The sequence below is a fragment of the Thermomonospora curvata DSM 43183 genome (genome assembly GCF_000024385.1).
GTDB lineage: Bacteria > Actinomycetota > Actinomycetes > Streptosporangiales > Streptosporangiaceae > Thermomonospora > Thermomonospora curvata.
In genome coordinates this window covers 2,047,975-2,073,060 of sequence record NC_013510.1, presented here as the reverse complement: position 1 = coordinate 2,073,060, position 25,086 = coordinate 2,047,975, and the positions used below count along the sequence as shown (strand labels likewise).

The window sequence follows — 25,086 nt, the reverse complement described above, 5'->3', positions numbered from 1 at the left end:
GGTGGAGGGAGGAGGTGCCGGGCTTTGGGGGGAGCGACCGGCACCTCCTCGTTTGCGGTCTTCTCTTCCTGCGGTCGGCGTTCCGTTCCCGCGCACCCGCCGGAGGCGCGCGTTCTTGGACGCCGCAAGGGCTGCCGAATGCGGCAGCGGGTACGGTCGAAGGCATGGAGAAGGTCCGAAGGAGCGAGGACGAGTGGCGTGCCCTGCTGACCCCCGAGGAGTACCACGTGCTCCGCGAGGGAGGCACCGAGCCGCCCTTCAGCGGTGAGTACAACGACACCAAGACGGTCGGTGTCTACCGCTGCCGGGCGTGCGGGGCGGAGCTGTTCCGCTCGGAGACCAAGTTCGAGTCCCACTGCGGTTGGCCGAGTTTTTACGCCCCGGCCGACTCCGACGCGGTGGTGCTGCTGGAGGACCGCTCGCACGGCATGGTGCGCACCGAGGTCCGCTGCGCCCGCTGCGACTCCCATCTCGGGCACGTCTTCCACGGCGAGGGCTACGGCACGCCGACCGATGACCGCTACTGCATCAACAGCGTCTCGCTGACCTTGGAGCCGGCCGAGCCGCAGTGACCCCGGCTCAGGGGGTCTTCCCGACCCGGCAGTCGTCGTCGGCGCTCTGCTTGTTGGCCAGCACGACGTGCCCGTTGTCGCTCTCCCCGGCGTGCACGAACACGACCGGTTCGAGCTCCCCGAGGTGCCGGCGCAGGTACTCGACCGTCCACTCGCACAGTGAGATCGCCGAGCGGGAGTTGGCGTCCCGTTCCTTCAGGTCGGTGTAGACCCGCAGGTAGGAGCCGCTGCGGCGGACGTCCTCCACATGCCGGGAGACCTTGCGCTCAGGGTCTTTGGCCTGCAGGAACGCCTTGGCGGCGGGCATTGGGCCAAGGTCGGGGGAGGAGGAGGGCGCGGGGGCGGGGGCGCGCTGGGCGGCGGCGTTCAGTCGCAGCCCGTCGGCCCGCTCCTGCCCGGCGCCCGCCGCCCATATCACCGTTCCCCCGGCCATCGCCATCACCAGCATCGAGGCCGTGGCGGCGCTGACCGCGACGACCTTGCGCCGGTTGCGTTCGCTGAGCACGGCCTCCAGCATGCGGTCGTACCGGGCGGCCAATGGAGAAGGTGGCTTTGCGTGTCTCCCACGTGTTCTTGCAGTCACGCAGCGTAACTCTACTGATCCGCGACCTCCCGCACAGCTCGACGTGACGTTTTCATTACTTAAAGAAGTAGATCGACTACGCCACGTCACTGCGATGGCCGGGGCCGGCTCGTCACGGCAGCGCCGCGACCAGTTCGGCGACCGGCTTGCGGCGCCCGGTGTAGAACGGGGTCTCCTCACGGACGTGCCGGCGGGCCTGCGAACCGCGCAGGTGCCGCATCAGGTCCACGATGCGGTGCAGCTCGTCGGCCTCGAAGGCCAGCATCCACTCGTAGTCGCCCAGCGCGAACGAGGCGACCGTGTTGGCCCGCACGTCCGGGAAGCCGCGCGCCATCTGCCCGTGCTCGGCGAGCATGGCGCGCCGCTCGGTGTCGGGCAGCAGGTACCACTCATAGGAGCGGACGAACGGGTAGACGCACACGTAGGCCCGCGGCTCCTCCCCGGCCAGGAACGCCGGGATGTGGCTCTTGTTGAACTCGGCGGGGCGGTGCAGCGCCACCTGCGACCAGACCGGCTCGCAGCACCGGCCCAGCGCGGTGCGGCGGAACCGGCTGTAGATCTCCTGCAGGTCGTCGGTGGTGGGCGCGTGCCACCAGAACATGAAGTCCGCATCGGCCCGAAAACCGCTGACGTCGTAGACGCCGCGGGTGGTCACGTCCTTCCCGGCGGCCTGGGCCAGCAGCTCCTCGACCTCCCCGGCCGCCTCCTCGGGGCGCTCCAGCGACCGGCGCACCCGGAAGACCGACCACATGGTGTAGCGGATGACCTGGTTGAGGTCGCGCGCCTTAGCGCCGCGCGTCTTCGGCGCTTCGGTGTTCTCGGTGGTCATGGTCCCTTCCTCCTCGGCTCTCCAGTTCCCGCAGCACCCGGCTCGCCGCCGCCCGCGCGGTGGCGATGCACGCCGGGATGCCCAGCCCGTCGTAGGCCGCGCCCGCCACCGCCAACCCGGGCACGGCGGCCACCGCGGCGCGGATGCGGGCCACCCGGTCGGCGTGGCCCACCGCGTACTGCGGCAGCGCCCCGCCCCAGCGGGTGACGCGGCTGTCCACCGGCAGCCCGCCGACCCCGCACACCTGGGCCAGCTCGGCGATCGCAGCGGCCTTCAGCTCCTCGTCGGAGCGCTGCAGCAGGTGCTCTTCGCCGAAACGCCCGATGGAACAGCGCACCACCATCAGGTCCGGGGCCTGCTCGGCCAGCTGCGGCCACTTCACCGAGCTGAACGTCACCGCCTTGACCTGACGTCCCTCGACGGCGGGCACCAGGTACCCGCTGACCGTGGGCCGGCGCGGGAAGGCGGCCGCCGGGTAGACCAGGGTGACGATGGCCATGCTGGCGTACTCGATCCCGGCCAGCTCCCGGGCGGCCGCCGGGACCTCCTCGGCCAGCAGCCGCGCCGCCGGCTGCGCCGGGACGGCCAGCACCACCGCATCGGCGTCCAGCCGTTCGGGCTGATGGGCCGACCCGAAGGTCAGCCGCCAGGTGCCGTCCGGCTGCCGGGCCAGGTGCCGCACCATCGCCCGGGTGCGGATCCGGCAGTCGGTTCCCATCGAGTCGGCCAGCAGGGCGGGCAGGGCTCCGATCCCCTCCGGCAGCGAGGCGAACACCGGGCCGGCGCCTTTGGGCGCCGCGCCGTTGAGGCTGCGCACGGCGGCGATCAGCGAACGGTGGGTGCGCGCCGCGGCGGCGATCGGCGCCAGCGTGGCCTCCAGCGACAGCTCCTCGGCCCGCCCGGCGTACACGCCGCCCAGCAGCGGCTCGACCAGCCGGTCGACCACTTCCGGGCCCAGGCGCGCGCCGATGTAGCCGGCCACCGACACGTCCGAGCCCAGCGGGGTCTTCGGCAGCACCAAATCCAGGGCGGCGCGGGCCAGGGCGGCCGGGGACAGGATCCGCGAGGCCGCCAGCGCCCGCAGGTCGGCGGGCACGCCCATCATCTGGCCGCTGGGCAGGGGGCGCAGCGCGCCGCGGCTGTAGATGGCCGAGCCGCTCACCGCCGGGTGCACCTGCCGCTGCGCCACGCCCAGCTCGCGCAGCAGCTCCATGCCCTCGGGGCGGCGCGTCAGCAGCGACTCGGCGCCCTCGTCCACCGGCAGCCCGGCGACCCGGCTGACCCGCAGCTTGCCGCCGATCTGCGGGCCGCCCTCCAGCACGGTGACGCGCGCCCCGCCGTGGACCAGGAAACGGGCCGCGCTCAGCCCCGCGATCCCGCCGCCGACGACCACGACATGAGGCCGCGACGGCCCTTGCGTCCAGCCGGGGCGCTCCATGGCACGGCCCTCCCTCATCGTCCGTTCCCTCGTTCCCGGCCCGCGCCCTTACGGCCGCGCGGGCTTTTCCGAGCGGCCTGCGGGTTCGGTATCTACCTTCCCAGACGACCGCCGACCCCCCTGCCCCACCCACCCCCGGCCGACCGGCGCTCGTGCACGGCCGTGATATGGCCGCACCCGCCCCGTGACCCGATCGCAACCGAAAGGGACGGTCCGTGACACGGCTCACCGCGTCGAATCCACCATGAGACACCAGATGCCACCCAAAACGGTCTGTGCCGCCCTGCTGGCCGCGTTCCTGGCGGGGGGCGTCCTCACCGGCTGCAGCCAGAACACCGGCCATGACGCCGGACCCGCCACGGCCGAGGGCGGCGGGGCGCCCGCGCAGGCGCAGCGCGAGGATTCCCGGGAGCCGGAGCAGGGGGCCGCCGGCGGCGCGGGCCGGCAGGACGGGCAGCAGGTCAAGATCGCCCCTGACGACCGTGCGGTGATCCACGAAGCCGCACTGCGGGTGCAGGTCGACGACGCCGCAGGTCTGGAGCGGGCCGCCGAGCGGGCCAAGCAGATGGTGACGGAGGCCGGCGGCCATGTGCACCGCGAGTCCACCTCGGGCGACGCCCGCCGCGCCGAGCTCACCTTCAAGATCCCCGTCGACCGCTACCCGGCCACGCTGCAGCGGCTGGCCGGCGAGCTGGGCAGGCGGCTGTCGCTGACCCAGCAGGCCGAGGACGTCACCGAAGAGGTCGCCGACGTCGACAGCCGGGTGCGTTCGGCGGAGGCGACGCTGGCGTCCCTGCGCAAGCTGATGCAGCGGGCGAACACCGTCGGCGAGGTGATCTCGGTCGAGCGGGAGATCGCCCAGCGGCAGGCCGATCTGGAGGCGCTGCAGGCCCGGCAAAAGGCGCTGCGGGGCCGCACCGCCCATGCCACCGTGACGCTCACGCTGGTCACCCCGTCTCCCGCGGAGACCGAGAAGAAGACAGGGCCCGGCGGTTTCCTCGGCGGCCTGCGGATGGGGTGGACGGGGCTGGTGACCCTCGCCACCGGGGTGGCGGTGCTGGCCGGTCTGCTGCTGCCGTTCGTACCGGTGATCGCGGTGATCGCCGTGGTGGCGCTGGGGGTGCGCCGCAGGCTGCGGGCCCGCCGCACCGGCGGCTGAGCGCTAGCGGGCGGACGCCTGGTGCACCAGGTCGGCCAGGCGGGCCAGCCGGTCGGGGTCGGTGGACGGCAGCACCCCGTGGCCGAGGTTGAAGATGTGCCCCTCGGCGGTGCGGCCCCGCTGCAGCACGTCCCTGGCCCGTTGTTCGATGACCTCCCAGGGGGCGAACAGGACGGCCGGGTCCAGGTTGCCCTGCAGCGCCTTGCCCGGCCCGACCCGCAGCACCGCCTCATCCAGCGGCACCCGCCAGTCGACGCCGACCACGTCCGCCCCGGCCTCGCCCATCAGGCCCAGCAGCTCGCCGGTGCCCACGCCGAAGTGGATGCGCGGCACGCCCAGCGGCTCGATCGCCTCGAAGATGCGGCGGGTGTAGGGCAGCACCGAGGCGCGGTAGTCCTCCGGGCCGACCGCGCCCACCCACGAGTCGAACAGCTGGATCGCGCTCGCCCCGGCGGCGATCTGCACCTTCAGGAAATCGGCGGTGATGTCGGCCAGGCGTCCCATCAGCTCCGCCCACAGCTCCGGGGCGCCGTACATCATCGCCTTGGTGCGGTCGTGGTTCTTGGACGGGCCGCCTTCGATGAGGTAGGAGGCCAAGGTGAACGGCCCGCCGGCGAACCCGATCAGCGGGGTGTCGCCCAGCTCGCCCACCAGCTCGCCCACCGCCTCGGTCACGTAGGGCACATCGTCGGGGGTCAGGCGGCGCAGCGCGGCGATGCCGGCGCGGTCGCGGATGGGGTCGGCGACCACCGGGCCGACGCCGGGCTTGATGTCCAGCTCGATGCCGATGGCCTTGAGCGGGACCACGATGTCGCTGAAGAAGATCGCCGCGTCCACCGCGTACCGGCGCAGCGGCTGCAGCGTGATCTCCACGATCAGCTCGGGGCGGGCGCAGGCCTCCAGCATCGGCACGCCCTCGCGCACCCGCAGGTACTCCGGCAGGGAACGCCCGGCCTGGCGCATGAACCACACCGGGGTGTAGGGCACCGCCTGGCGGCGGCACGCCTTCACGAAGACGCTCTGGGACGGCCCGGGGCCGGTTGGAAGATCAGCAGTGTCGGCAGCCACGCGTCGATGCTCCCACGTCCCCCGTGCGCTCCGGCACACCGGTGCCGCTTCCGCGGGCACATCTGAACGGAGTTTTGGACACGCCGCAGGAAGTCCCGCATTCCGGCGGCCGCCCGTGGCAGCGTGGGGGCTGGTCAGAAGCCGGAGGAGGTCTTCCTTGTCCAGCACCGCTCCGCCGTGTTTCCGCCACGGTGACGCCCGGCCCTGTGCAGGGTCTTTCCGCCCCGGTCCGGCCCGCGCCGGGCGCGGCGGCGCCGCGGTGCACCCCAAAGGAGCCGCCGCCGGCCTGCATCCCACCCCCACCCACCCCCGGGCCGCCTGACGGCCCCCGAGCCCCGAGACCGTGCGGTGCCTACTTCTCTCGCCCGTCCCGTCGTCCCCGCCGGCGCCGTGGCCGGCCCGGACATGACCCGGGAGACGCCCCCCGACCCGGCCGCCGAGCCGGCCCCCTTCCGGCGGGCCCGTGACACGCTGCGCCGGATCCTGGAGGGCGACCCGCTCCGGCCGGAACTGGAACTGGAGGACATGCCCGCCCCGCAGCGGCTGGCCCCTTATGCCGCGGCGCTGGCCGGCTCGGTCTGTCGGGACGCCGAGGACATCGCCGCCACCGGCCGGCTGATCGTGCTGTACGACCCGGCTGGACGCGACGGCTGGACCGGCGGTTTCCGCATGGTCGCCTATATCCAGGCCGACCTGGAGCCCGACATCGCCGCCGATGAGCTGATCGGCGGGGTGGCCTGGAGCTGGCTGACCGAGGCGCTGGAGCCGGTCGGGTACGCCGACGCCTCCGGAACGGTCACCCGGGCGGTCTCCGAGAGCTTCGGCACCAAGGGCGGCGACCCTTCGGCCACCGAACTGGAGATCCGTGCGTCCTGGTCGCCGACCGGCACGGATCTGACCGGGCATGTGCGGGCCTGGTGCGAGGTGATGTGCATGGCCGCCGGGCTGCCTCCGCTGGGGGTCAGCGCGCTGCCGGATCGGTCCCGTCGTCCAAGGCCGTGAACGACGTACGGTAGGGCTCGTGGGAGTGTCTGAAACCGAAGCCGCCGAACCCGCCGCCGAACCCGCCGCGGAAAACCCCCAGATCGCGGTGGAACGTGAGATCGCCCGACGCGAGGCCATCCGCGCCGACGCGGTGCCGCTGCTGGACCCCCGTGAGGGCATCCCCCCGGTGATCTGCGACGCCGCCGGCCTGGAACGTGTCATCCGGGCGTTTGCGGCCGGGCACGGCCCGGTGGCGGTGGACGCCGAACGGGCCTCCGGCTACCGGTACGGGCAGCGCGCCTATTTGATCCAGCTGCGCCGCCAGGGGGCCGGCACGGCGCTGATCGACCCGATCGCCTGCCCCGACCTGTCGGGACTGGATGCGGCGCTGGCGGATGCGGAGATGGTGCTGCACGCCGCCAACCAGGACCTGCCGTGCCTGGCCGAGGTGGGGCTGCGGCCGCGGCGATTGTTCGACACCGAGCTGGCCGGGCGGCTGCTGGGGCACCCCAAGGTGGGGCTGGGCTCCATGGTGGAGAACGTGCTCGGCTTCGTGCTGGAGAAGGGGCATTCGGCGGTCGACTGGTCGACCCGTCCGCTGCCGGAGGACTGGCTGCGGTATGCGGCGCTGGACGTGGAGCTGCTGATCGAGCTGCGCGACGCCCTCCATGCGGAGCTGGAGCGGGCCGGCAAGCTGCAGTGGGCGCTGGAGGAGTTCGCGGCGATCTTGGCCACTCCGCCCAAGCCGCCGCGGCCCGACCCCTGGCGCCGCACCTCCGGCATGCACCGGGTGCGCACCCGGCGGCAGCTGGCGATCGTCCGCGAGGTGTGGCTGGCCCGGGACCGGCTGGCCCGCGAGCGGGACCTGTCCCCGGGCCGGGTGCTGCCGGACGCGGCGATCGTGCAGCTGGCGCTGGAGGCCCCCCGCACCCCCGCCGAGCTGCTGGCGCTGCCCGCGATGCGCAACCGGGGGGCGCGCCGCCACCAGTCGGTGTGGCTGCGCGCGGTGACCAGGGCGCGCAACCTGCCGGAGGATCAGCTGCCCGTGCCCAGCCAGCCGGGCGAGGGGCCGCCCCCCACGCACCGCTGGGCCGAGCGCGATCCGCAGGCCGCCAAGCGGCTGGCGACCGCCCGCACGGTGGTCGCCGCGCTGGCCGACGAGCACACCATGCCCGCCGAGAACCTGCTGCAGCCCGATGTGGTCCGCCGTCTGGCCTGGTCGCCGCCGGCCGAGCTGTCCCCGGCCACCGTCGGCGGCGCGCTGCGCGCCCTGGGCGCCCGCGACTGGCAGGTCCGCCTGGTGGCCACTCCCCTGGCCAAGGCCTTGATCCGGCTGGAGACCAAGGGCGAGCTGTAAGACCGCCGCGCGGTTTCCCCGGCCCCGAAACGGCGATCTCCGTACGGCGCCCGGCCCGTGCCGGGCGCCGTCGCATTGCCGCCGTCCGATTCGTGCGGCTTCGTGCGGCGGAACGAAGAACGAGCTGGGCCTTTGACGGAACGTGACAGATTGATGACGGAATAACTAGTTACTGACGAGTAGCTTTTTGGGTTACTCGCTAGTAGCATCGCGGCCGTGGGCACTCGTGCCCGTCCCGCTCCTGCTCCGACAGACGCCTGGCTTGGCGGGCACGAGGCTCAACGTCACGCAGCCACCGCATCGAAAGAGGGACCACTCGTGCCGCGCACCGCACGTGACGTCGTGTTCATCGACGGCGTCCGCACGCCGTTCGGCAAGGCGGGCGGCCTGTACGCCGAGACCCGCGCCGACGACCTGGTCGTACGCGCCATCCGGGAGCTGCTGCGGCGCAACCCCCAGCTGCCGCCCGAGCGCGTGGACGAGGTCGCCATCGCCGCCACCACCCAGACCGGCGACCAGGGGCTGACCATCGGCCGGTCGGCCGCCGTGCTGGCCGGGCTGCCCAAGAGCGTCCCCGGCTACGCCATCGACCGGATGTGCGCCGGGGCCATGACCGCCGTCACCACCACCGCCTCCGGCATCGCCTTCGGCGCCTACGACGTGGCGATCGCCGGCGGCGTGGAGCACATGGGACGGCACCCGATGGGCGAGGGCGTCGATCCCAACCCGCGTTTTCTGGCCGAGAAGCTGGTGGACCCGTCCGCGCTGGTGATGGGGTGCACCGCGGAGAACCTGCACGACCGGTTCCCGCAGATCACCAAGGAGCGCGCCGACGCCTACGCGGTGCGCAGCCAGCAGAAGGTCGCCGCCGCGTACGCCGCCGGCAAGATCCAGCCGGACCTGGTGCCCACCGCGATCCGCTCCGCGGAAAAGGGCTGGGGGCTGGCCACCGAGGACGAGCCGCCCCGGCCCACCACCACGATGGCCGACCTGGCAAAGCTGAAGACCCCCTTCCGCCCGCACGGCAAGGTCACCGCCGGGAACGCCGCCGGCATCAACGACGGCGCCACCGCCTGCCTGCTGGCCGCCGAGGACGTCGCCGCCGAACTGGGCCTCACGGCCCGGATGCGGCTGGTGGACTACGCCTTCGCCGGGGTGGAGCCGGAGGTCATGGGCCTTGGGCCGGTGCCGGCCACCGAGAAGGTGCTCGCCCGCAACTCGTTGACCATGGACGACATCGGCCTGATCGAGATCAACGAGGCGTTCGCCGTCCAGGTGCTGGCCTTCCTGGAGCACTTCAAGATCGCCGATGACGATCCGCGGGTGAACCCCTGGGGCGGCGCGATCGCGTTCGGCCACCCGCTGGCCTCCTCGGGGGTGCGGCTGATGACGCAGCTGTCGCGGCTGTTCGCCGAGCGGACCGACGTGCGCTACGGGCTGACCACCATGTGCGTCGGCATGGGGATGGGCGGCACCGTGCTGTGGGAGAACCTCGCCTGGGAGGGGGCCAAGTGAGCGACATCAAGGACCTGTTCAAAGACGAGGTCGTCACCAAGGCCCTCGTGCGGGATGTGACGCTGCCGCACGGCGCCGGGACGATGGCGCTGATCACGCTGGACAACGGGCACGACCACACCAAGCCCAACACCTTCGGCCCGGGCGGGCTGAGCGCGCTCAGCGAGGCGCTGGATGCGATCGCGGCCCGCGACGACCTGGCGGCCGTGGGGATCACCGGCAAGCCGTTCATCTTCGCCGTCGGCGCCGACCTCAAGGGCGTCCCCCTGATCACCACGCGCGAGCAGGCCAAGGCCATCGCCGAGCTGGGGCACGCGGTGTTCCGCCGGCTGGGCGAGCTGCCGATCCCCTCGTTCGCGTTCGTCAACGGCGCGGCGCTGGGCGGCGGCCTGGAGGTGGCGCTGCACTGCACCTACCGGACGATCTCGGCGGGCGTGCCCGCGGTGGCGCTGCCGGAGTGCCTGCTGGGGCTGGTGCCCGGCTGGGGCGGCACCTACCTGCTGCCCAACTTGATCGGGCCGGAGAAGGCGCTGCGGCTGATCGTCGAGAACCCGCTGGCCAACAACAAGACGATCAACGGGCGGCAGGCCTTTGAGCTGGGCATCGCGGACGCGTTGTTCGAGCCGGCCGACTTCCTGGAGGAGTCGCTGAGCTGGGCCGCCCGGGTGATCAAGGGCGAGGTGCAGGTGCAGCGGCCCGAGATCGACCGGGGCCGGGCCTGGGAGGAGGCGGTGGAGCGGGCCCGCGCGGCGCTGGCCGGCAAGCCGCAGGCCGCCCCGCACCGGGCGCTGGAGCTGGTCGCCGCCGCCCGCACCGCAAGCCGGGACGAGGGCTTCGCCGCCGAGGACGAGGCCCTGGCCGACCTGATCATGAGCGATGAGCTGCGCGCCGGGCTGTACGCCTTCGAGCTGACCCAAAAGCGCGCCAAGCGGCCGGCGGGGGCGCCCGATAAGTCGCTGGCCCGCCCGGTCACCAAGGTCGGCGTGGTGGGCGCCGGGCTGATGGCCGGTCAGCTGGCGCTGCTGTTCGCCCGCCGCCTGCAGGTCCCGGTCGTGATGACCGACCTGGACCAGGAGCGGCTGGACAAGGGCGTGGCCTATGCCCACGGCGAGATCGACAAGCTGCTGGCCAAGGGCCGCATCTCCGCCGATGAGGCCTCCCGGTTCAAGGGGCTGATCACCGGGTCGCTGGACAAGGCCGCCTTCGCCGACGCCGACTTCGTCATCGAGGCGGTCTTCGAGGAGATGGCGGTCAAGCAGAAGGTGTTCGCCGAGGTCGAGGCGGTGGTGTCGGCCGAGTGCGTGCTGGCCACCAACACCTCCTCGCTGTCGGTCACCGAGATGGCCTCCGGGCTGCAGCACCCGGAGCGGGTGGTGGGCTTCCACTTCTTCAACCCGGTCGCGGTGCTGCCGCTGCTGGAGGTGGTGCGGGGCGGCGCCACCGATGAGGCGACGCTGGCCACCGCCTTCGCCGTGGGCAAGCAGTTGAAGAAGTCCTGCGTGCTGGTCAAGGACGCCCCGGCGTTCGTGGTCAACCGGCTGCTGGTGCGGCTGCTGGCGGAGATCATGGCGGCGGTGGACGAGGGCACCCCGATCGAGGTGGCCGAGCGGGCCACCGCGCCGCTGGGCCTGCCGATGACGCCGTTCACGCTGCTGGGGCTGGTCGGCCCGGCGATCGCGCTGCACGTCAACGAGACGCTGCACGCGGCCTTCCCCGACCGCTTCCCGCTGTCGGGCAAGCTGGCCAAGCTGGTGGCCGCCGGCAAGAAGGGGGTCTACCTGCCGGACCTGACGCTGGACCCGGAGGCCGTGGAGATCTTCTCCGGCGGCACCAGCCCCTCCACCGAGGAGCAGGTGCGCGAGCGCGCGCTGCGGGCGCTGGCCCAGGAGATCCGGATCATGCTGGACGAGGGCGTGGTGGCCGAGCCCGCCGACATCGACCTGTGCATGATCCTGGGCGCGGGCTGGCCGTTCCACCTGGGCGGCATCACCCCCTACCTGGACCGGATCGGGGTGTCGCAGCAGGTCACCGGGCGGCGTTTCCTGCCACCGGGAGTGGCCTCGCTGCCCGCCTGAGGGTCGCCCCCTCCCGGGAGCGACCGGCGGCCGCGCGGGCGGGGAAGCCGGAGCCCCCGCCCGCGCGGCGACCGGCCCGCACAGGGGTTTGGATCGGTCCACCGCGGGTGATCCCTAAGGGACGATTCCGCGTTCGCTTGGGGGATGACCGTGGGGCTGCTGCGCACCAAGCCCGTCGAGCGGTCGATCGCCGACACCGAGGAGCCCGGGCACCGGCTGCGCCGCGAGCTGTCGGCCACCGACCTGATCGTCTTCGGGGTGGGGGTCATCATCGGCACCGGCATCTTCGTGCTGACCGGCCGGGTGGCCCGCGACTACGCCGGACCGGCCGTGGCGTTCTCGTTCGTCATCGCCGCGGTGGCCTGCGCGCTGGCCGCCCTGTGCTACGCCGAGTTCGCCTCCACGGTGCCGGTCGCCGGCTCGGCCTACACCTTCTCCTATGCCACCTTCGGGGAGTTCCCGGCCTGGATCATCGGCTGGGACCTGCTGCTGGAGCTGGGACTGGCCGCCGCGGTGGTGGCGGTCGGCTGGTCCGGTTACGCCCAGTCGCTGCTGCAGACCCTGAGCATCGGGCTGCCCGAGGCGCTGGCCGGGGAGAACTCGGTCTTCAACATCCCGGCGGTGCTGGTGGTGCTGCTGGTGACCGGCGTGCTGGTGCTGGGCGTGCGGCTGTCGGCGCGGTTCAACCAGATCGTGGTCGCCATCAAGGTGGCCGTCATCCTGCTGGTCATCTTCCTCGGGCTGTTCTTCGTCAAGGCCGCCAACTACAGGCCGTTCATCCCGCCGCCGGAGAGCAACCCGGCGACCGAGGGGCTGCAGGCGCCGCTGATGCAGGTGCTGTTCGGCATCACCCCGGTCAGCTTCGGCTGGCTGGGGGTCTTCGCGGCGGTGGCGATCGTGTTCTTCGCCTACATCGGCTTCGACATCGTCGCCTCGGCTGCCGAGGAGTCCCGCCGTCCCCAGCGGGACCTGCCGATCGGCATCATCGGCTCGCTGCTGATCTGCACGCTGCTGTACGTGGCGGTCTCGCTGGTGGTGGTCGGCATGCAGAACTACACCCGGCTCAGCCAGGAGGCCCCGCTGGCCGACGCGTTCAAGGCCGTCGGGCAGCCGTGGGTGGCCACCGTCATCAGCGTGGGCGCCATCGCCGGGCTGACCACCGTGGTGCTGATCTTGATGCTGGGGCAGAGCCGGGTGCTGTTCGCCATGAGCCGCGATGGGCTGCTGCCGGACTGGCTGGCCGAGGTCCACCCCCGGTTCGGCACCCCCTACCGCACCACGATCCTGGTGGGGCTGGCCGCGGCGATCCTGGCGGGGTTGATCCCGCTGTCGACGCTGGCCGAGCTGGTCAACATCGGCACGCTGTTCGCCTTCCTGCTGGTGTCGATGGGGGTGCTGGTGCTGCGCCGCACCCGCCCGGACCTGCCGCGCGCCTTCCGCACCCCGCTGGTGCCCGTGGTGCCGATCCTGTCGGCGCTGACCTGCCTGTTCGTGATGCTGAACCTGCCGGTGGAGACCTGGCTGCGGTTCGGGGTGTGGATGGCGCTGGGCGCGATGCTCTACTTCGCCTACGGCTACCGGCACAGCCGGCTGGGCCGCCGCGAGCGAGCCGCCTCCGCTTCCACAAGGTGAGACGGCGCTTGTGCCGTCCGCCACGAAATCCCCGTCCCGCGCGGCGGGGACGCAAGGGTGCGCCCCTGGGTGCTGATCCACAAAACCGCTGCTGTGCGTACTGGGCGTTATCAGGACCCTCCCAACTCTCTCTAATAGAGAGAAGTCAAAGTGATACTGGACACGGTGTCCTTTCAGGTGCGAGGTAGGCACAATGACGCCCATGGCTGACATGCGGGTGGCGGTGATCGGATCCGGGCCGGCCGGTTTGTACGCGGCCGAGGCGCTGGTCAAGCAGAGCGACGGCGACGTTCAGGTCGACGTGCTGGACCGGCTGCCGACGCCCTATGGGCTCGTCCGGTACGGGGTGGCACCCGATCACAAGTCGATCAAGTCGATCGCCCGGTATCTGCAGCGGGTGCTGGAACACCCGGCGGTGCGGTTCCTCGGCTGCGTGGAACTGGGCCGGGACGTGACCCGCCGGGAACTGCTGGAGTGCTACGACGCGGTCATCTACTGCACCGGCGCGATGGTGGACCGGCAGCTGGGCGTACCGGGCGAGGACCTGCCGGGCAGCGTGGCCGCCACCGACTTCGTCAACTGGTACTGCGGCCACCCCGACGCCGCCGACCACGTCTTCGACCTGTCGGTGGAGGAGGTCGCGGTCATCGGCGTGGGCAACGTCGCGGTGGACGTGGTGCGCATCCTGGCCAAGACCGCCGATGAGCTGCGCGAGACCGACATCCCCCAGCACGTCATCGAGGCGCTGGCCACCAGCAAGGTGCGGCGCATCCACCTGATCGGACGGCGCGGGCCCGCGCAGGCCAAGTTCACCACCAAGGAGGCCCGCGAGCTCGGCGAGCTGGACAACGCCGAGATCCACGTCCGGCCCGAGGACCTGGAGCTGGACGCCGCCTCCGCCGAGCTGGCCGCCTCCGACCGGCGGGTGGGCGGCAACCTGAAGGTGCTGCGCGGCTGGACCCGGCCGCCGGAGGGGGTCAAGCCGCGGCTGATCGACGTGCGGTTCTGGCTCGCCCCCACCGAGATCCTGGGCACCGAGCGCGTGGAAGGGCTGCGGCTGGAGCGCACCGCGCTGGACGACAACGGGCGGGTGCGCGGCACCGGGACGTTCGAGACGCTGCCGGTCGGCATGGTGGTCCGCTCGGTCGGCTACAAGAGCGTCCCGCTGGAGGGCGTGCCGTTCGACGAGCGCGCCTACGTCATCCCCAACGAGGGCGGACGCGTCATCGACGCCTCCGGGGCGCACCTGCCGGGCGAGTACGTGGCCGGCTGGATCAAGCGGGGCCCCACCGGCGTGGTGGGCACCAACAAGTCCGACGCCGCCGAGACCGTCGCGAACCTGCTGGCCGACCTGGCCGGCGCCGGCGACCGGCCCCGCCCGCAGCGGCGGATCGAGGAGCTGCTGGAGGCCCGGGGCTGCCGGGCGGTCACCTACGACCAGTGGCTGAAGCTGGACGCCGCCGAGATCGAGCTGGCCCGTTCGCTGGGCCGCGGCGAGCGGGTCAAGCTGGGACGCTGGGAGGACATGCGGGCCGCCTGCCACGGGGGCTGATCCGGCGCCCAGCACGGCGCGCACCGCGCTGGAGACCACCACAGGGGTAGTGACAGAGCTCACAACTGGGCAGTAACGTGCGCTCTGTGATCGGTGGTCTTGAGCTTCACGGTTTTCCTCCGCCAGAGCTGCTGCCGGACCTGCGCTGGCTCGGCCCCGACTACGTGTCCTTGCTGGTCTCAGACCTGACGCGGGGCCTGCTGCGCCAAGATCCGGGCACGCGAGTGATGGGCGTGCGCTGCGAGGCCCGGCCCGAACTGTGGGACACCCGAGATTCCACAGGTGCGATCCGGGCCCGCAACGCCGCCTTCCCCCTGCAGGTGTTCGTCCAAGACGGCACCGGACGGCCGTGGATGCTGCGCGGCCGCTGGAGCTATGTCGGACGGGAGCTGGGCACCCGGGAGGCGTGCATCGACCATTACTGGCACCTGGAGACCTCCCAGGGCGTCTGAGCGCCGCATGAACAGGGCGGCGGGCCCTCCTGCGGTGCGGCACTCGCGCCTGCCGGTGAACGCCGCGCCGGGCGGGAGGCAGAGCCGCTCGGCCCTGCCTCCCGCCCGGCCTGGAAGATCACACGCGGACGGCGTGCCGGTCAGTCCCGGGAGGTGTGGACGTGCTCGGCCGTGGTGGGCTCGCCGGTCCCGGCCACGGCCTCGGTGATGTCGCGGGCCAGGGCCTGGGGGGTGAGCCCGAAGTCGGCCAGCAGCTCGGCCCGGGAGGCGTGCTCGGGGAACTCCTGCGGGATGCCGAAGGTGCGGACCGGCACGTCCACCCGGTTGTCGCGCAGCAGCCGGGCGACCGCATCGCCCACCGCGCCGACCCGGCCGTTGTCCTCCACGACCGCGACCATGGTGTGCCGGCCGGCCTCGGCCGGCAGCGCCGCGTCCAGCGGCTTGACCCAGCGGGGGTCCAGCACGGTGACGCCGATGCCCTGGGCGGCCAGCCGGTCGGCGACCTCCAGCGCGGTGGCGGCCATGGGCCCCACGGCCACCAGCAGCACCCGGGCGCCATTGCTGCCGGAGTGGCGGGCCAGCACGTCCATGGCGCCGACGCGGTCGATCGCCTCGACGTCTGGGGCGACCGCTCCCTTGGGGAAGCGCAGCGCGGTCGGGCCGTCGCAGACCGCCAGGCACTCGCGCAGCAGCTCGCGCAGCCGGGCGCCGTCGCGCGGCACCGCGATCCGCAGCCCCGGCACCAGCTGCAGGATCGACAGGTCCCACATGCCGTTGTGGCTGGGGCCGTCGTCGCCGGTCACCCCGGCACGGTCCAAAACGAACGTGACCGGCTGGCGGTGCAGCGCCACGTCCATCAGCACCTGGTCGAAGGCCCGGTTGAGGAAGGTGGCGTAGACGGCCACCACCGGGTGCAGCCCGCCCATCGCCAGCCCGGCCGCGGACGTCACCGCGTGCTGCTCGGCGATGCCCACATCGAAGATCCGGTCCGGGTAGGCCTCGGCGAAGGCGCCCAGCCCCACCGGGTGCAGCATGGCGGCGGTGATGGCGACCACGTCGGAGCGCTCGGCGCCGATCTGCACCATCTCCTGGCCGAACACCTTGGTCCAGCTGGGACCGCCGCCCTTGGCGACCGACCGGCCGGTGGCCGGGTCGAAGGCGCCGCCGCCGTGCATACAGTCCTCTTCGTTGTTCTCGGCGGGGGCGTAGCCGTAGCCCTTGCGGGTGATGCAGTGGACGATCACCGGGCCGCCGAAGCCGCGGGCGCGGCGCAGCGCGTGCTCGACCGCCTCGATGTCGTGGCCGTCGATGGGGCCGACGTACTTGAGGCCGAGGTCTTCGAACATCGCCTGCGGCTGCAGCACGTCTTTCAGGCCCTTCTTGACGCCGTGCAGGGCCTCGTAGGCGACCGGGCCGACCACCGGGGCGCGCGGCACCGTCTTTTTGATCATGTCGAGGGCGCGCTCGTAGCCGCGGGTGACGCGCAGGTCGGCCAGGTGGCGGGCCAGCCCGCCGATGGTCGGCGCATAGGAGCGGCCGTTGTCGTTGACCACGATGATCACCGGCAGGTCGGCGCCGGCGATGTTGTTCATCGCCTCCCAGCACATCCCGCCGGTCAGCGCCCCGTCGCCGACCACCGCGACCACGGCCCGGTCGTGCTCGCCGCGCAGCGCGAACGCCTTGGCCAGCCCGTCGGCGTACGACAGAGCGGTGGAGGCGTGCGAGTTCTCGATGATGTCGTGCTCGGACTCGGCCTGGCTGGGGTAGCCCGACAGCCCGCCGCGCTTGCGCAGCCGGGAGAAGTCCTTGCGGCCGGTCAGCAGCTTGTGCACATAAGCCTGGTGGCCGGTGTCGAACAGGATCTTGTCGCGGGGTGAGTCGAAGACCCGGTGCAGCGCGATGGTCAGCTCCACCGCGCCCAGGTTGGGCCCCAGGTGCCCGCCGGTCTTGGACACCGCGTCGACCAGGAAGTCCCGGATCTCCACGGCCAGGTGGGACAGCTCCGCCCGATCCAGCCGCTTGAGATCGTCGGGACCGTCGATCGACTCCAGAACGCTCACACCGTCCTCCTCGCCCTCATCCCCCCACAGGCCCCGAATCGCCTGACGCCCCGAGTTTAGTCACGGATCCGCCGATCCATCGGCCAAGCGGTCTGGAACGATCTTCTTCGGACAACGCGTCGCATCACCCGGACGAAGGGCACCGCGTTCATGGGCATTGAGGAGATCGTGCTGCTCAATCCGGCGGGCGAGGCGATCGGCACCGCGCCGAAAGCCGCCAGCCACCATCGGAACACCCCCTACCATCTCGCTTTTTCCTGCTATGTGACGGACGGGGAGGGACGGGTGCTCATCACCCGGCGGGCGCTGGACAAGGCGACCTTCCCCGGAGTGTGGACCAACACCTGCTGCGGGCACCCGGCTCCCGGCGAGAGCCTGCGGCAGGCGGTCGCGCGGCGGCTGGAGACCGAGCTGGGGCTGACGGCGGAGGACCTGACGCTGGTGCTGCCGGAGTTCGACTACCGCGCCACCGCACCCGACGGGACGGTGGAGCACGAGCGGTGCCCGGTGGTGCGCGCCCGCTGGAGCGGCCGCCGGCTCCGGCCCAACCCCGCGGAAGTGGCCGACGCCCGCTGGCAGACCTGGGCGGAGTGCCTGGAGCTGGCCGGGGCGCCCGAGGCGTCGCCGTGGTTTCGGATGCAGATGGCCCAGCTCGCCCCGCTCGGCTCGCCCGAGCAGTGGCCCGGCGCCGATCCCTCCCGGCTGCCGCCGGCGCTGAGCTGGTGAGGCCCCGGCCGCCGCGGGCGGGATTCCCGCCCGCGGCGGCGGCCATTACCCCGCGAACGGAACGGTCTTCACCCGTCCGGTCAAGTGACCGGGTGTTCATGGTTGTCTCACCGATGAAGATGTGAGAAATCACCTTCCACGGTCGGCGGCGGGGCCGATTCGCCATGGTCAGGGCGGGGTTCCGGCTTGCCCGGCGGCCATGTTCGCCTGGCGTCCGTCTGGCGGATACGGCCTTGAGATAGATAATTCACTACAAATCGGACGGCTGATCAGCGTCGTCCGGTAAGGGGCCATGAAGCGAGCACGGGAGGTACCCGCGTGCAGGCGATCAGCGTTCGGCAACCGTGGGCCTTCGCCATCGCACGAGGCGGCAAGACCGTCTACAACCACGCACTGCCGACCGCCTATCGCGGTCCGCTGCTCATCCACGCCTCCATGCGCGTGGACCTGGCCTCCTGTGACTCGCCGCTGATCCGCTCGGCGGGCTGGGACCCCAGCGACCCGCTGGCCACCCTCGGCGCGGTGATAGCGCTGGCCGAGCTGACGGACGTGTGCACGGCGGCGGTCCACGGGGAGCGCTGCGACTGCGGCCCGTGGGCCGAGCCGCAGCGCTACCACTGGCGGCTGGCCGACGTGCGGCCGCTGCCCCGCCCGATCGTGGCGCTGGGCCGGGTGGACCCGTGGATCCCGCCGCCCTCCCTGGTCAGCGAGGTCCACGCCATGCTCGCCACCGCGGCCAAGCCGGCCACCCTCGATGCGGGCCGCTAGCCCTCCACGCCGTCTTCGGCCGCCGCAGCCGGGCGGACTCTGCGGCCATGCGCTTTCAGCGTCCGGCCGATGTTCGGCCCGCCCGGTCGTCCTCGGCGTCCGCCGCCTCGCGCAGCCGGGTGAACTCGGCCACCATGCGCTCCAGGGTCCAGCCCGCGTTGAGGCCGCTGGGGTTGGGCAGCACCCACACCTTGGCCGGTCCCAGGGGCTCAGGCTGCGGCCCGATTCGGGCCTTGGGCCTGCCGAAGGCCGTCCGGTAGGCGGTCACCCCGGCCACCGCCAGGTAGCGCGGCCGGTACCGTTCGACCAGGGCGGTCAGGCGCCGGCCGCCCTCGCGCAGCTCCTGCGGGGTCAGCTCATCGGCCCGGGCCGTGGTGCGGGCCACCAGGTTGGTGATCCCCAGCCCATGCGACAGCAGCTCAGTCTGCTCGGCGGGGGTCAGCAGCCGGTCGGTGAACCCGGAGCGATGCAGCGCGGGCCAGAACCGGTTTCCGGGGCCCGCGAAGTGGTGCCCGCTCGCCCCTGAATACAGCCCGGGGTTGATCCCGCAGAACAGCACCCGCAGCCGCGTCCCGTCCGCCGGCAGCACGTCCTGGATCACCCGGCTGCGGGCCGCCTCCAGCTCGGCCCTCGTCGGCCTCTTCGCCACCGTCACGCTCCGTCGCACACGCCGACGCCCCGGCCGGACGGGCCGGGGCCACCGGAGGGGTCAGGGTAACGCGATGATCCGCCTTCCGCACCGGCGGCCGGTCACAGCAGGCTGCGCACGATCAGCGTCATCGCCGAGACGCCCACCACGATGAGGACGGCGCGGCGCATGCGGCCGGCGTCCAGGTAGCGGCGCAGCGGGCCGGACAGCCAGAACCCGGCCGCCACGAACGGGGTCAGCGCCAGCCCCGCGGTCACCTGCACCGGCGGCAGCTCCCCCATGGCGGCCAGGGTCAGCACCGACAGCAGGGCGCCGACGACGAAGAACGCCGCCAGCGTGGCCCGCACCCGCGGGCCGCTCTCCCGCTGGTACAGCAGTGCGATCGGCGGGCCGCCGATCGCGGTGGCGGTCCCGGTGGCGCCCGCCACCAGCCCCGCGGCGGTGAGCGTGAGGGGGTTGCGCGGCACCCGGGCCGACCAGGCGGTGGCCGCCAGCGCCGCCAGCACGACCAGGCCCACCACGGCGCCCAGCACCCGGGTGGAGAGCGCGGCCACCACCCACACGCCCAGGGGCGTTCCGGCCACCCGGCCGAAGAAGGCCCACCGCAGCCCGCTCAGGTCGGCGTGCCGCAGCTCCCGCCTCAAGGTCAGCAGCGGCAGCACGGTGGCGGCGACCAGCATCGAGCCCGGCATGAGGGACGGGAACAGCAGGGTCACGATCGGCGCGGCGACCAGGCCCAGCCCGAGCCCCACGCTGCCCTGGACGATCGCCCCGGCCAGCGCGGCCACCCCGCCGATCAGCAGAAATTCCGGATCCGGCAGCACGTGGTGGAACGTTACATCCCGCCGTTTCCAGGCACCGCCGCGGGCATGGGCCCGTCAGTGGACGGTGAGCGACGCACCCGGCGCCGGGTAGGGCAGGTAGCCGCTGGGCGCTTCGATCACGTACGAGAAACCCACCCACGGGGAGTAGCGCGGGCAGACCGCCGGGGGCTGAGCGCAGGGCCAGCCGGTGAAGCCCATCAGGAAACGGCCGCTCGCATCGAAGAAGAGCACGTCGGTGACGAAGCGGTAGCCGCTCAGCGAGTGGGCGCCGGCCTGCGGCGACGGGTAGCGGTAGAGCATCCCGGACCGGTCGCCGAGGTCGGCCGGGCTCCACTCCCGCATGCCGAGCGCCATCTGCTCGGGCCTGTCGACGAGCGCAAGGCGGTGGCGGCGGCCCATCAGCCCGACCTCGACGGTAGGCAGCGCGCTCGGATCCAGCCGCTGCCCGGCCTGCGGCCGCCGCGGTGCCCAGCCGGCGGGCGGAGGGCCGGGCCGAGCCCCCCGGCGGGCCACGACGGCGCCCCGGCACTCGCTGTGCGCTCGGGAGGGATCGACGACCCGCACCGTCGTGGCCTCCCGGGGCACCACCACCCGGATGACGCCGGAGGAGATGGAGGTGATCGAAGGGCCGTCCACGCACACCGTCATCGATCCACGGCGTTTGATCTTGAACCTGTCCTCCATCGCCTCGCCCTGCCGGGCGATGGTCACGATCGTCTCGTCCTTGTCCGGCTCTTTCAGGGCCGTCTCGACGCCCACCCTGCCGAAGGGGGTGGTGATGCCGCGGCCGAGCTGGACGCCGAACTCGCCGGTGGAGGAGAGGGTGAACACGATCGGCAGCAGCGGAGGCTGGTAGGCGACTCCCCCGGTGAGATCACACCCGCAGAGGGCGAAAAGCCCGGCCAGGACGGCCGCGGCGCGCACAGGTCTCACGTCACCGGCTCCCGTCGGGGGTGCTGCCGGCGCCTTTCCCAAGGCGCCGGGTTGCGCCCATCGTGGCCGGAAAACAGACGGGTCGTTCCCCTCAGGCGAGGGAAACGACCCGTTCAGCCGGCCGCTTTATGCGCGCACTACTTGCGCAGCAGGTTGCGCAGGACGTACTGCATGATGCCGCCGTTGCGGTAGTAGTCGGCCTCGCCCGGGGTGTCGATGCGGACGATGGCCTGGAACTCCTTGCCGTCGGCGCGGACGGTCACCTCGCGCGGGGTGACGCCCTCGTTGAGCTTCTCGATGCCGATGATGTCGAAGGTCTCGGTACCGGTCAGGCCCAGCGACTCGGCCGACTCGCCCTCCTTGAACTGCAGCGGCAGCACGCCCATGCCGATCAGGTTGGAGCGGTGGATGCGCTCGAAGGACTCGGCGATGACGGCGCGCACGCCCAGCAGCGCGGTGCCCTTGGCGGCCCAGTCGCGGGAGGAGCCGGAGCCGTACTCCTTGCCCGCGATGACCACCAGCGGGATGTTCTGGGCGGCGTAGTTCTGCGCGGCGTCGTAGATGAACGTCTGCGGCGCGCCCTCCTGGGTGAAGTCGCGGGTGTAGCCGCCCTCGACCCCGTCCAGCAGCTGGTTGCGCAGCCGGATGTTGGCGAAGGTGCCGCGGATCATCACCTCGTGGTTGCCGCGGCGGGAGCCGTAGGAGTTGAAGTCCTTGGGCTCGACCCCGTGCTCCTGCAGGTACTGGGCGGCCGGGGTGCCGACCTTGATGGCGCCGGCCGGGGAGATGTGGTCGGTGGTGACCGAGTCGCCCAGCTTGGCCAGGACCCGCGCGCCGCGGATGTCGCGCACCGGCTCCGGCTCCATGGTCATGCCGTCGAAGTACGGGGCCTTGCGGACGTAGGTGGAGTCCGGGTCCCAGGAGAAGGTGTCGCCGGTCGGGACCGGCAGCTCCTGCCAGCGCGGGCCGCCGTCGAAGACGTTGGCGTAGTCGCGCAGGAACATCTCCTGGCCGATGGAGCTTTCGACGATCTCGGCGACCTCCTCCTTGGAGGGCCAGATGTCGCGCAGGTAGACCGGCTGGCCGTCGGCGCCCTCGCCGATCGGCTCGTTGAACAGGTCGATGTCCATCGTCCCGGCCAGCGCGTAGGCCACCACCAGCGGCGGGGAGGCCAGGTAGTTCATCTTGACGTCCGGGTTGATCCGGCCCTCGAAGTTGCGGTTGCCCGACAGCACCGACACCACGGTCAGGTCGTTGTCGTTGATCGCCTTGGAGATCTCCTCCGGCAGCGGACCGGAGTTGCCGATGCAGGTGGTGCAGCCGTAGCCGACCAGGTTGAAGCCGAGCTTGTCCAGGTAGGGGGTGAGCCCGGCGCGCTCGTAGTAGCCGGTGACCACCTGGGAGCCGGGGGCCAGGGAGGTCTTCACCCACGGCTTGCGGCTCAGGCCCTTTTCCACCGCCTTCTTGGCCAGCAGCGCGGCGCCGACCATCACATACGGGTTGGAGGTGTTGGTGCAGGAGGTGATCGCGGCGATCACCACGGCGCCGTGGTCGAGCTCGAAGGTGGTGCCGTCGGCCAGCGTGACCGGGACCTTCTTGTGCGGCCGGGCGGGGACGCCGCCGTCCTGCTCGCGCGGCTTGTCGCCGTTGTCGCTGTGGGAGACGGCCGGGGAGTCGGAGGCGGGGAAGGACTCGGCGGTGGCCTCATCCAGCGTGCCCTCGACGGTGACGTAGTTGCGCACGTCGCGCCGCCAGGTCTGCTTGGCCGCGGTGAGGGCGATGCGGTCCTGGGGGCGCTTGGGGCCGGCGATGGACGGGACGACCGTGGACAGGTCCAGCTCCAGGTGCTCGGAGAAGTCCGGCTCGGCCTTGGGGTCCAGCCACAGGCCCTGCTCCTTGGCGTAGGCCTCGACCAGGGCGATCTGCTCCTCGGAGCGGCCGGTCAGCCGCAGGTAGGCGATGGTCTCCGCGTCGATGGGGAAGATGGCGCAGGTGGAGCCGAACTCCGGGCTCATGTTGCCGATGGTGGCCCGGTCGGCCACCGGCAGCGCGGCCACGCCCTCGCCGTAGAACTCCACGAACTTGCCGACCACGCCGTGCCGGCGCAGCATCTCGGTGATGGTGAGCACCAGGTCGGTGGCGGTGCTGCCGGAGGGCAGCTCGCCGGTCAGCTTGAAGCCGACCACCCGCGGGATGAGCATGGAGATCGGCTGGCCGAGCATGGCGGCCTCGGCCTCGATGCCGCCCACGCCCCAGCCCAGCACGCCGATGCCGTTCTCCATGGTGGTGTGGGAGTCGGTGCCCACGCAGGTGTCGGGGTAGGCGACCCCGTCGCGGGCGAACACCACGCGGGCCAGGTGCTCGATGTTGACCTGGTGGACGATGCCGGTGCCCGGCGGGACGACCTTGAACTGGTCGAAGGCGGTCTGGCCCCAGCGCAGGAACTGGTAGCGCTCGCGGTTGCGCTGGTACTCGCGCTCGACGTTGCGCTCGAAGGCGTCCGGGGTGCCGAAGTGGTCGACGATGACCGAGTGGTCGATGACCATCTCGGCCGGGGCCAGCGGGTTGATCCGGGACGGGTCGCCGCCCAGGTCGCGCACGGCCTCGCGCATGGTGGCCAGGTCCACCACGCAGGGCACGCCGGTGAAGTCCTGCATGATCACCCGGGCGGGGGTGAACTGGATCTCCTGGCTGGGCTGGGCGGAGGGGTCCCAGCCGGCCAGCGCGCGGATGTGGTCGGCGGTGACGTTGGCGCCGTCCTCGGTGCGCAGCAGGTTCTCCAGCAGCACCTTCAGGCTGTACGGAAGACGGGCCGCGCCTTCGACGGCGTCCAGCCGGTAGATCTCATACGACTTGTCGCCCACCCGCAACGTGCTGCGGGCGCCGAAGCTGTTGGCGGACACGACTCCTCCTCCATCACGCCGCGCGCACGCCCGCCCCGCATGCGCGGGTCCCGCGTGCGGCGGACCATTCCCTGTAGAGCCCTATAGGCGCGTTGACGTCTGCTGAACCGCTGCCGGCACGGTCCGGCGCGATCGGTATTCCCTCTGAATCCTGCCCTAGCCGAAGCCCGCGCCGCGCCCTGGGGGGACCTAACTTCCGCGGCTTTTCTCTCGACGTCAAGCTACCTGCCAATTTATCTCGACATCAAGCTATCTGCACCGGGAACCGGGATGACCGGCGACACGTTTCAGATATATCGTTGTCGTATCGCGATTGGTCTCAGAAAGATCAAAGAAGGGCGGTTAAGAACATGAGTTCGGCCACCTTCGCGCCCCACTGGGCACTGGCCGCCGCGGCGCTGGCCGCCAAAGCGGCCGGCCGGCACTGCGGGCCGGGCGTGCACGGCCCCGGCTTCGGATGGATGTTCGGCGCCGGCCCGTGGGGCGGCCACGGCCCGTGGGGCCGCGGCGGCGCACCCTGGGGCGGATGGGCGCCCGGGCAGGGGACGCGCGCCCGCAAGGGCAACATCCGGGCGGCGATCCTGACGCTGCTGGCCGAGGAACCGGCCAACGGCTACCAGCTCATCCAGCGGATCGGCGAGCGCAGCGGCGGCGCCTGGCGGCCCAGCCCCGGCGCGGTCTACCCGGCCCTGCAGCAGCTGGCCGACGAAGGGCTGATCCGCGCCGCCGAAAACGAGGGCCGCAAGACCTACTCCCTCACCGACGCCGGCCGCGCCTACGTCGCCGCGCACGCCGAGGAGCTGAACGAGCCCTGGGCGCAGATGACGCCCGAGTACGGCGAGGGCGTGCCCGACCTGCTCAAGCAGGCCGCCCGGACCGGAGCGGCGGTGATGCAGATCGTCCACGCCGGCTCCCCCGAGCAGGTCGCCCAGGCCGCCCAGGTGCTGGCCGACGCCCGCAGCAGGCTGTACCGCATCCTCGCCGAGGACGACCCCGAGGAGTGACCG

The 25,086-nt window shown here is 72.2% G+C and carries 21 protein-coding genes; 12 read left to right on the top strand and 9 right to left on the bottom strand.

Annotation, left to right across the window (positions count from 1 at the left end):
* Positions 1-164 precede the first annotated feature (164 nt).
* A complete protein-coding gene (gene msrB / locus TCUR_RS08740; RefSeq protein ID WP_012852126.1) occupies positions 165-572 on the top strand; it encodes a peptide-methionine (R)-S-oxide reductase MsrB in 408 nt (135 codons plus the stop codon).
* A gap of 7 nt (positions 573-579) precedes the next feature.
* Here msrB and TCUR_RS08735 read toward each other — a convergent pair whose 3' ends face one another.
* The 3 genes from TCUR_RS08735 to hemG form a co-directional block, all read right to left on the bottom strand.
* Complete coding sequence (locus TCUR_RS08735; RefSeq protein ID WP_041439441.1) at positions 580-1,110, bottom strand: hypothetical protein; 531 nt, start codon at positions 1,108-1,110, stop codon at positions 580-582.
* A 157-nt stretch (positions 1,111-1,267) separates the two neighbouring features.
* The gene (gene hemQ / locus TCUR_RS08730) at positions 1,268-1,984 is read right to left on the bottom strand and encodes a hydrogen peroxide-dependent heme synthase (RefSeq protein WP_012852124.1); all 717 of its coding nucleotides are present in this window, start codon (positions 1,982-1,984) and stop codon (positions 1,268-1,270) included.
* Positions 1,941-3,422, bottom strand: a complete 1,482-nt coding sequence (hemG, locus tag TCUR_RS08725) for a protoporphyrinogen oxidase (protein WP_012852123.1) — start codon at positions 3,420-3,422, stop codon at positions 1,941-1,943. Before hemG ends, hemQ begins: the two co-directional genes overlap by 44 nt.
* A 256-nt stretch (positions 3,423-3,678) precedes the next feature.
* Between hemG and TCUR_RS08720 the strand changes: the two genes are divergently transcribed.
* The gene (locus TCUR_RS08720; protein WP_012852122.1) at positions 3,679-4,581 is read left to right on the top strand and encodes a DUF4349 domain-containing protein; all 903 of its coding nucleotides are present in this window, start codon (positions 3,679-3,681) and stop codon (positions 4,579-4,581) included.
* 3 nt (positions 4,582-4,584) lie between these two features.
* Here TCUR_RS08720 and hemE read toward each other — a convergent pair whose 3' ends face one another.
* A complete protein-coding gene (gene hemE / locus TCUR_RS08715; protein WP_012852121.1) occupies positions 4,585-5,649 on the bottom strand; it encodes a uroporphyrinogen decarboxylase in 1,065 nt (354 codons plus the stop codon).
* A 405-nt stretch (positions 5,650-6,054) separates the two neighbouring features.
* On the opposite strand from hemE, the gene TCUR_RS08710 reads away from it, so the two are divergent.
* The 7 genes from TCUR_RS08710 (at position 6,055) to TCUR_RS08680 (ending at position 15,216) form a co-directional block, all read left to right on the top strand.
* Positions 6,055-6,651 (top strand): DUF3000 domain-containing protein, encoded by a 597-nt coding sequence (locus TCUR_RS08710; protein ID WP_041439437.1) that lies wholly within the window; start codon positions 6,055-6,057, stop codon positions 6,649-6,651.
* 82 nt (positions 6,652-6,733) lie between these two features.
* A complete protein-coding gene (locus tag TCUR_RS08705) occupies positions 6,734-7,990 on the top strand; it encodes a ribonuclease D (RefSeq protein ID WP_052305654.1) in 1,257 nt (418 codons plus the stop codon).
* Between the two features lie 318 nt (positions 7,991-8,308).
* A complete protein-coding gene (locus tag TCUR_RS08700; protein WP_012852118.1) occupies positions 8,309-9,505 on the top strand; it encodes a thiolase family protein in 1,197 nt (398 codons plus the stop codon).
* Positions 9,502-11,580 carry a 3-hydroxyacyl-CoA dehydrogenase NAD-binding domain-containing protein gene (locus tag TCUR_RS08695; RefSeq protein WP_012852117.1) on the top strand — a complete coding sequence of 693 codons (2,079 nt, stop codon included), beginning with the start codon at positions 9,502-9,504 and terminating at the stop codon, positions 11,578-11,580. The genes TCUR_RS08700 and TCUR_RS08695 overlap by 4 nt, the downstream gene beginning before the upstream one ends.
* A gap of 144 nt (positions 11,581-11,724) precedes the next feature.
* A complete protein-coding gene (locus tag TCUR_RS08690) occupies positions 11,725-13,212 on the top strand; it encodes an amino acid permease (protein ID WP_012852116.1) in 1,488 nt (495 codons plus the stop codon).
* A gap of 193 nt (positions 13,213-13,405) precedes the next feature.
* Entirely contained in the window at positions 13,406-14,764 is a 1,359-nt protein-coding gene (locus tag TCUR_RS08685; RefSeq protein ID WP_012852115.1) for an FAD-dependent oxidoreductase, read from the top strand.
* 86 nt (positions 14,765-14,850) lie between these two features.
* Entirely contained in the window at positions 14,851-15,216 is a 366-nt protein-coding gene (locus TCUR_RS08680; protein WP_012852114.1) for a hypothetical protein, read from the top strand.
* 140 nt (positions 15,217-15,356) lie between these two features.
* On the opposite strand, the gene dxs is transcribed toward TCUR_RS08680, so the two are convergent.
* Positions 15,357-17,276 (bottom strand): 1-deoxy-D-xylulose-5-phosphate synthase, encoded by a 1,920-nt coding sequence (gene dxs, locus TCUR_RS08675; RefSeq protein WP_012852113.1) that lies wholly within the window; start codon positions 17,274-17,276, stop codon positions 15,357-15,359.
* A 150-nt stretch (positions 17,277-17,426) separates the two neighbouring features.
* Between dxs and idi the strand changes: the two genes are divergently transcribed.
* Together idi and TCUR_RS08665 are read left to right on the top strand one after the other, a co-directional pair.
* A complete protein-coding gene (gene idi / locus TCUR_RS08670) occupies positions 17,427-18,002 on the top strand; it encodes an isopentenyl-diphosphate Delta-isomerase (protein WP_012852112.1) in 576 nt (191 codons plus the stop codon).
* 318 nt (positions 18,003-18,320) lie between these two features.
* Entirely contained in the window at positions 18,321-18,770 is a 450-nt protein-coding gene (locus TCUR_RS08665) for an ASCH domain-containing protein (protein ID WP_012852111.1), read from the top strand.
* 55 nt (positions 18,771-18,825) lie between these two features.
* Here the strand turns inward: TCUR_RS08665 and mug are convergent, their stop codons facing one another.
* From mug to acnA, 4 genes are all read right to left on the bottom strand, one after another.
* Positions 18,826-19,419 (bottom strand): G/U mismatch-specific DNA glycosylase, encoded by a 594-nt coding sequence (mug, locus tag TCUR_RS08660; RefSeq protein ID WP_012852110.1) that lies wholly within the window; start codon positions 19,417-19,419, stop codon positions 18,826-18,828.
* A gap of 101 nt (positions 19,420-19,520) precedes the next feature.
* Positions 19,521-20,243, bottom strand: coding sequence for a sulfite exporter TauE/SafE family protein (locus TCUR_RS08655; RefSeq protein ID WP_012852109.1), 723 nt, complete (start codon positions 20,241-20,243; stop codon positions 19,521-19,523).
* Between the two features lie 54 nt (positions 20,244-20,297).
* Positions 20,298-21,176: a DUF192 domain-containing protein gene (locus TCUR_RS08650; protein WP_012852108.1), complete on the bottom strand. Its 879-nt coding sequence runs from the start codon at positions 21,174-21,176 to the stop codon at positions 20,298-20,300.
* 137 nt (positions 21,177-21,313) lie between these two features.
* Positions 21,314-24,079 carry an aconitate hydratase AcnA gene (gene acnA / locus TCUR_RS08645; protein WP_012852107.1) on the bottom strand — a complete coding sequence of 922 codons (2,766 nt, stop codon included), beginning with the start codon at positions 24,077-24,079 and terminating at the stop codon, positions 21,314-21,316.
* Positions 24,080-24,429: 350 nt separating this feature from the next.
* Here acnA and TCUR_RS08640 point away from each other — a divergent pair, with 350 nt between their 5' ends.
* Positions 24,430-25,083 (top strand): PadR family transcriptional regulator, encoded by a 654-nt coding sequence (locus TCUR_RS08640; protein WP_012852106.1) that lies wholly within the window; start codon positions 24,430-24,432, stop codon positions 25,081-25,083.
* The last annotated feature ends 3 nt before the right edge of the window (positions 25,084-25,086 follow it).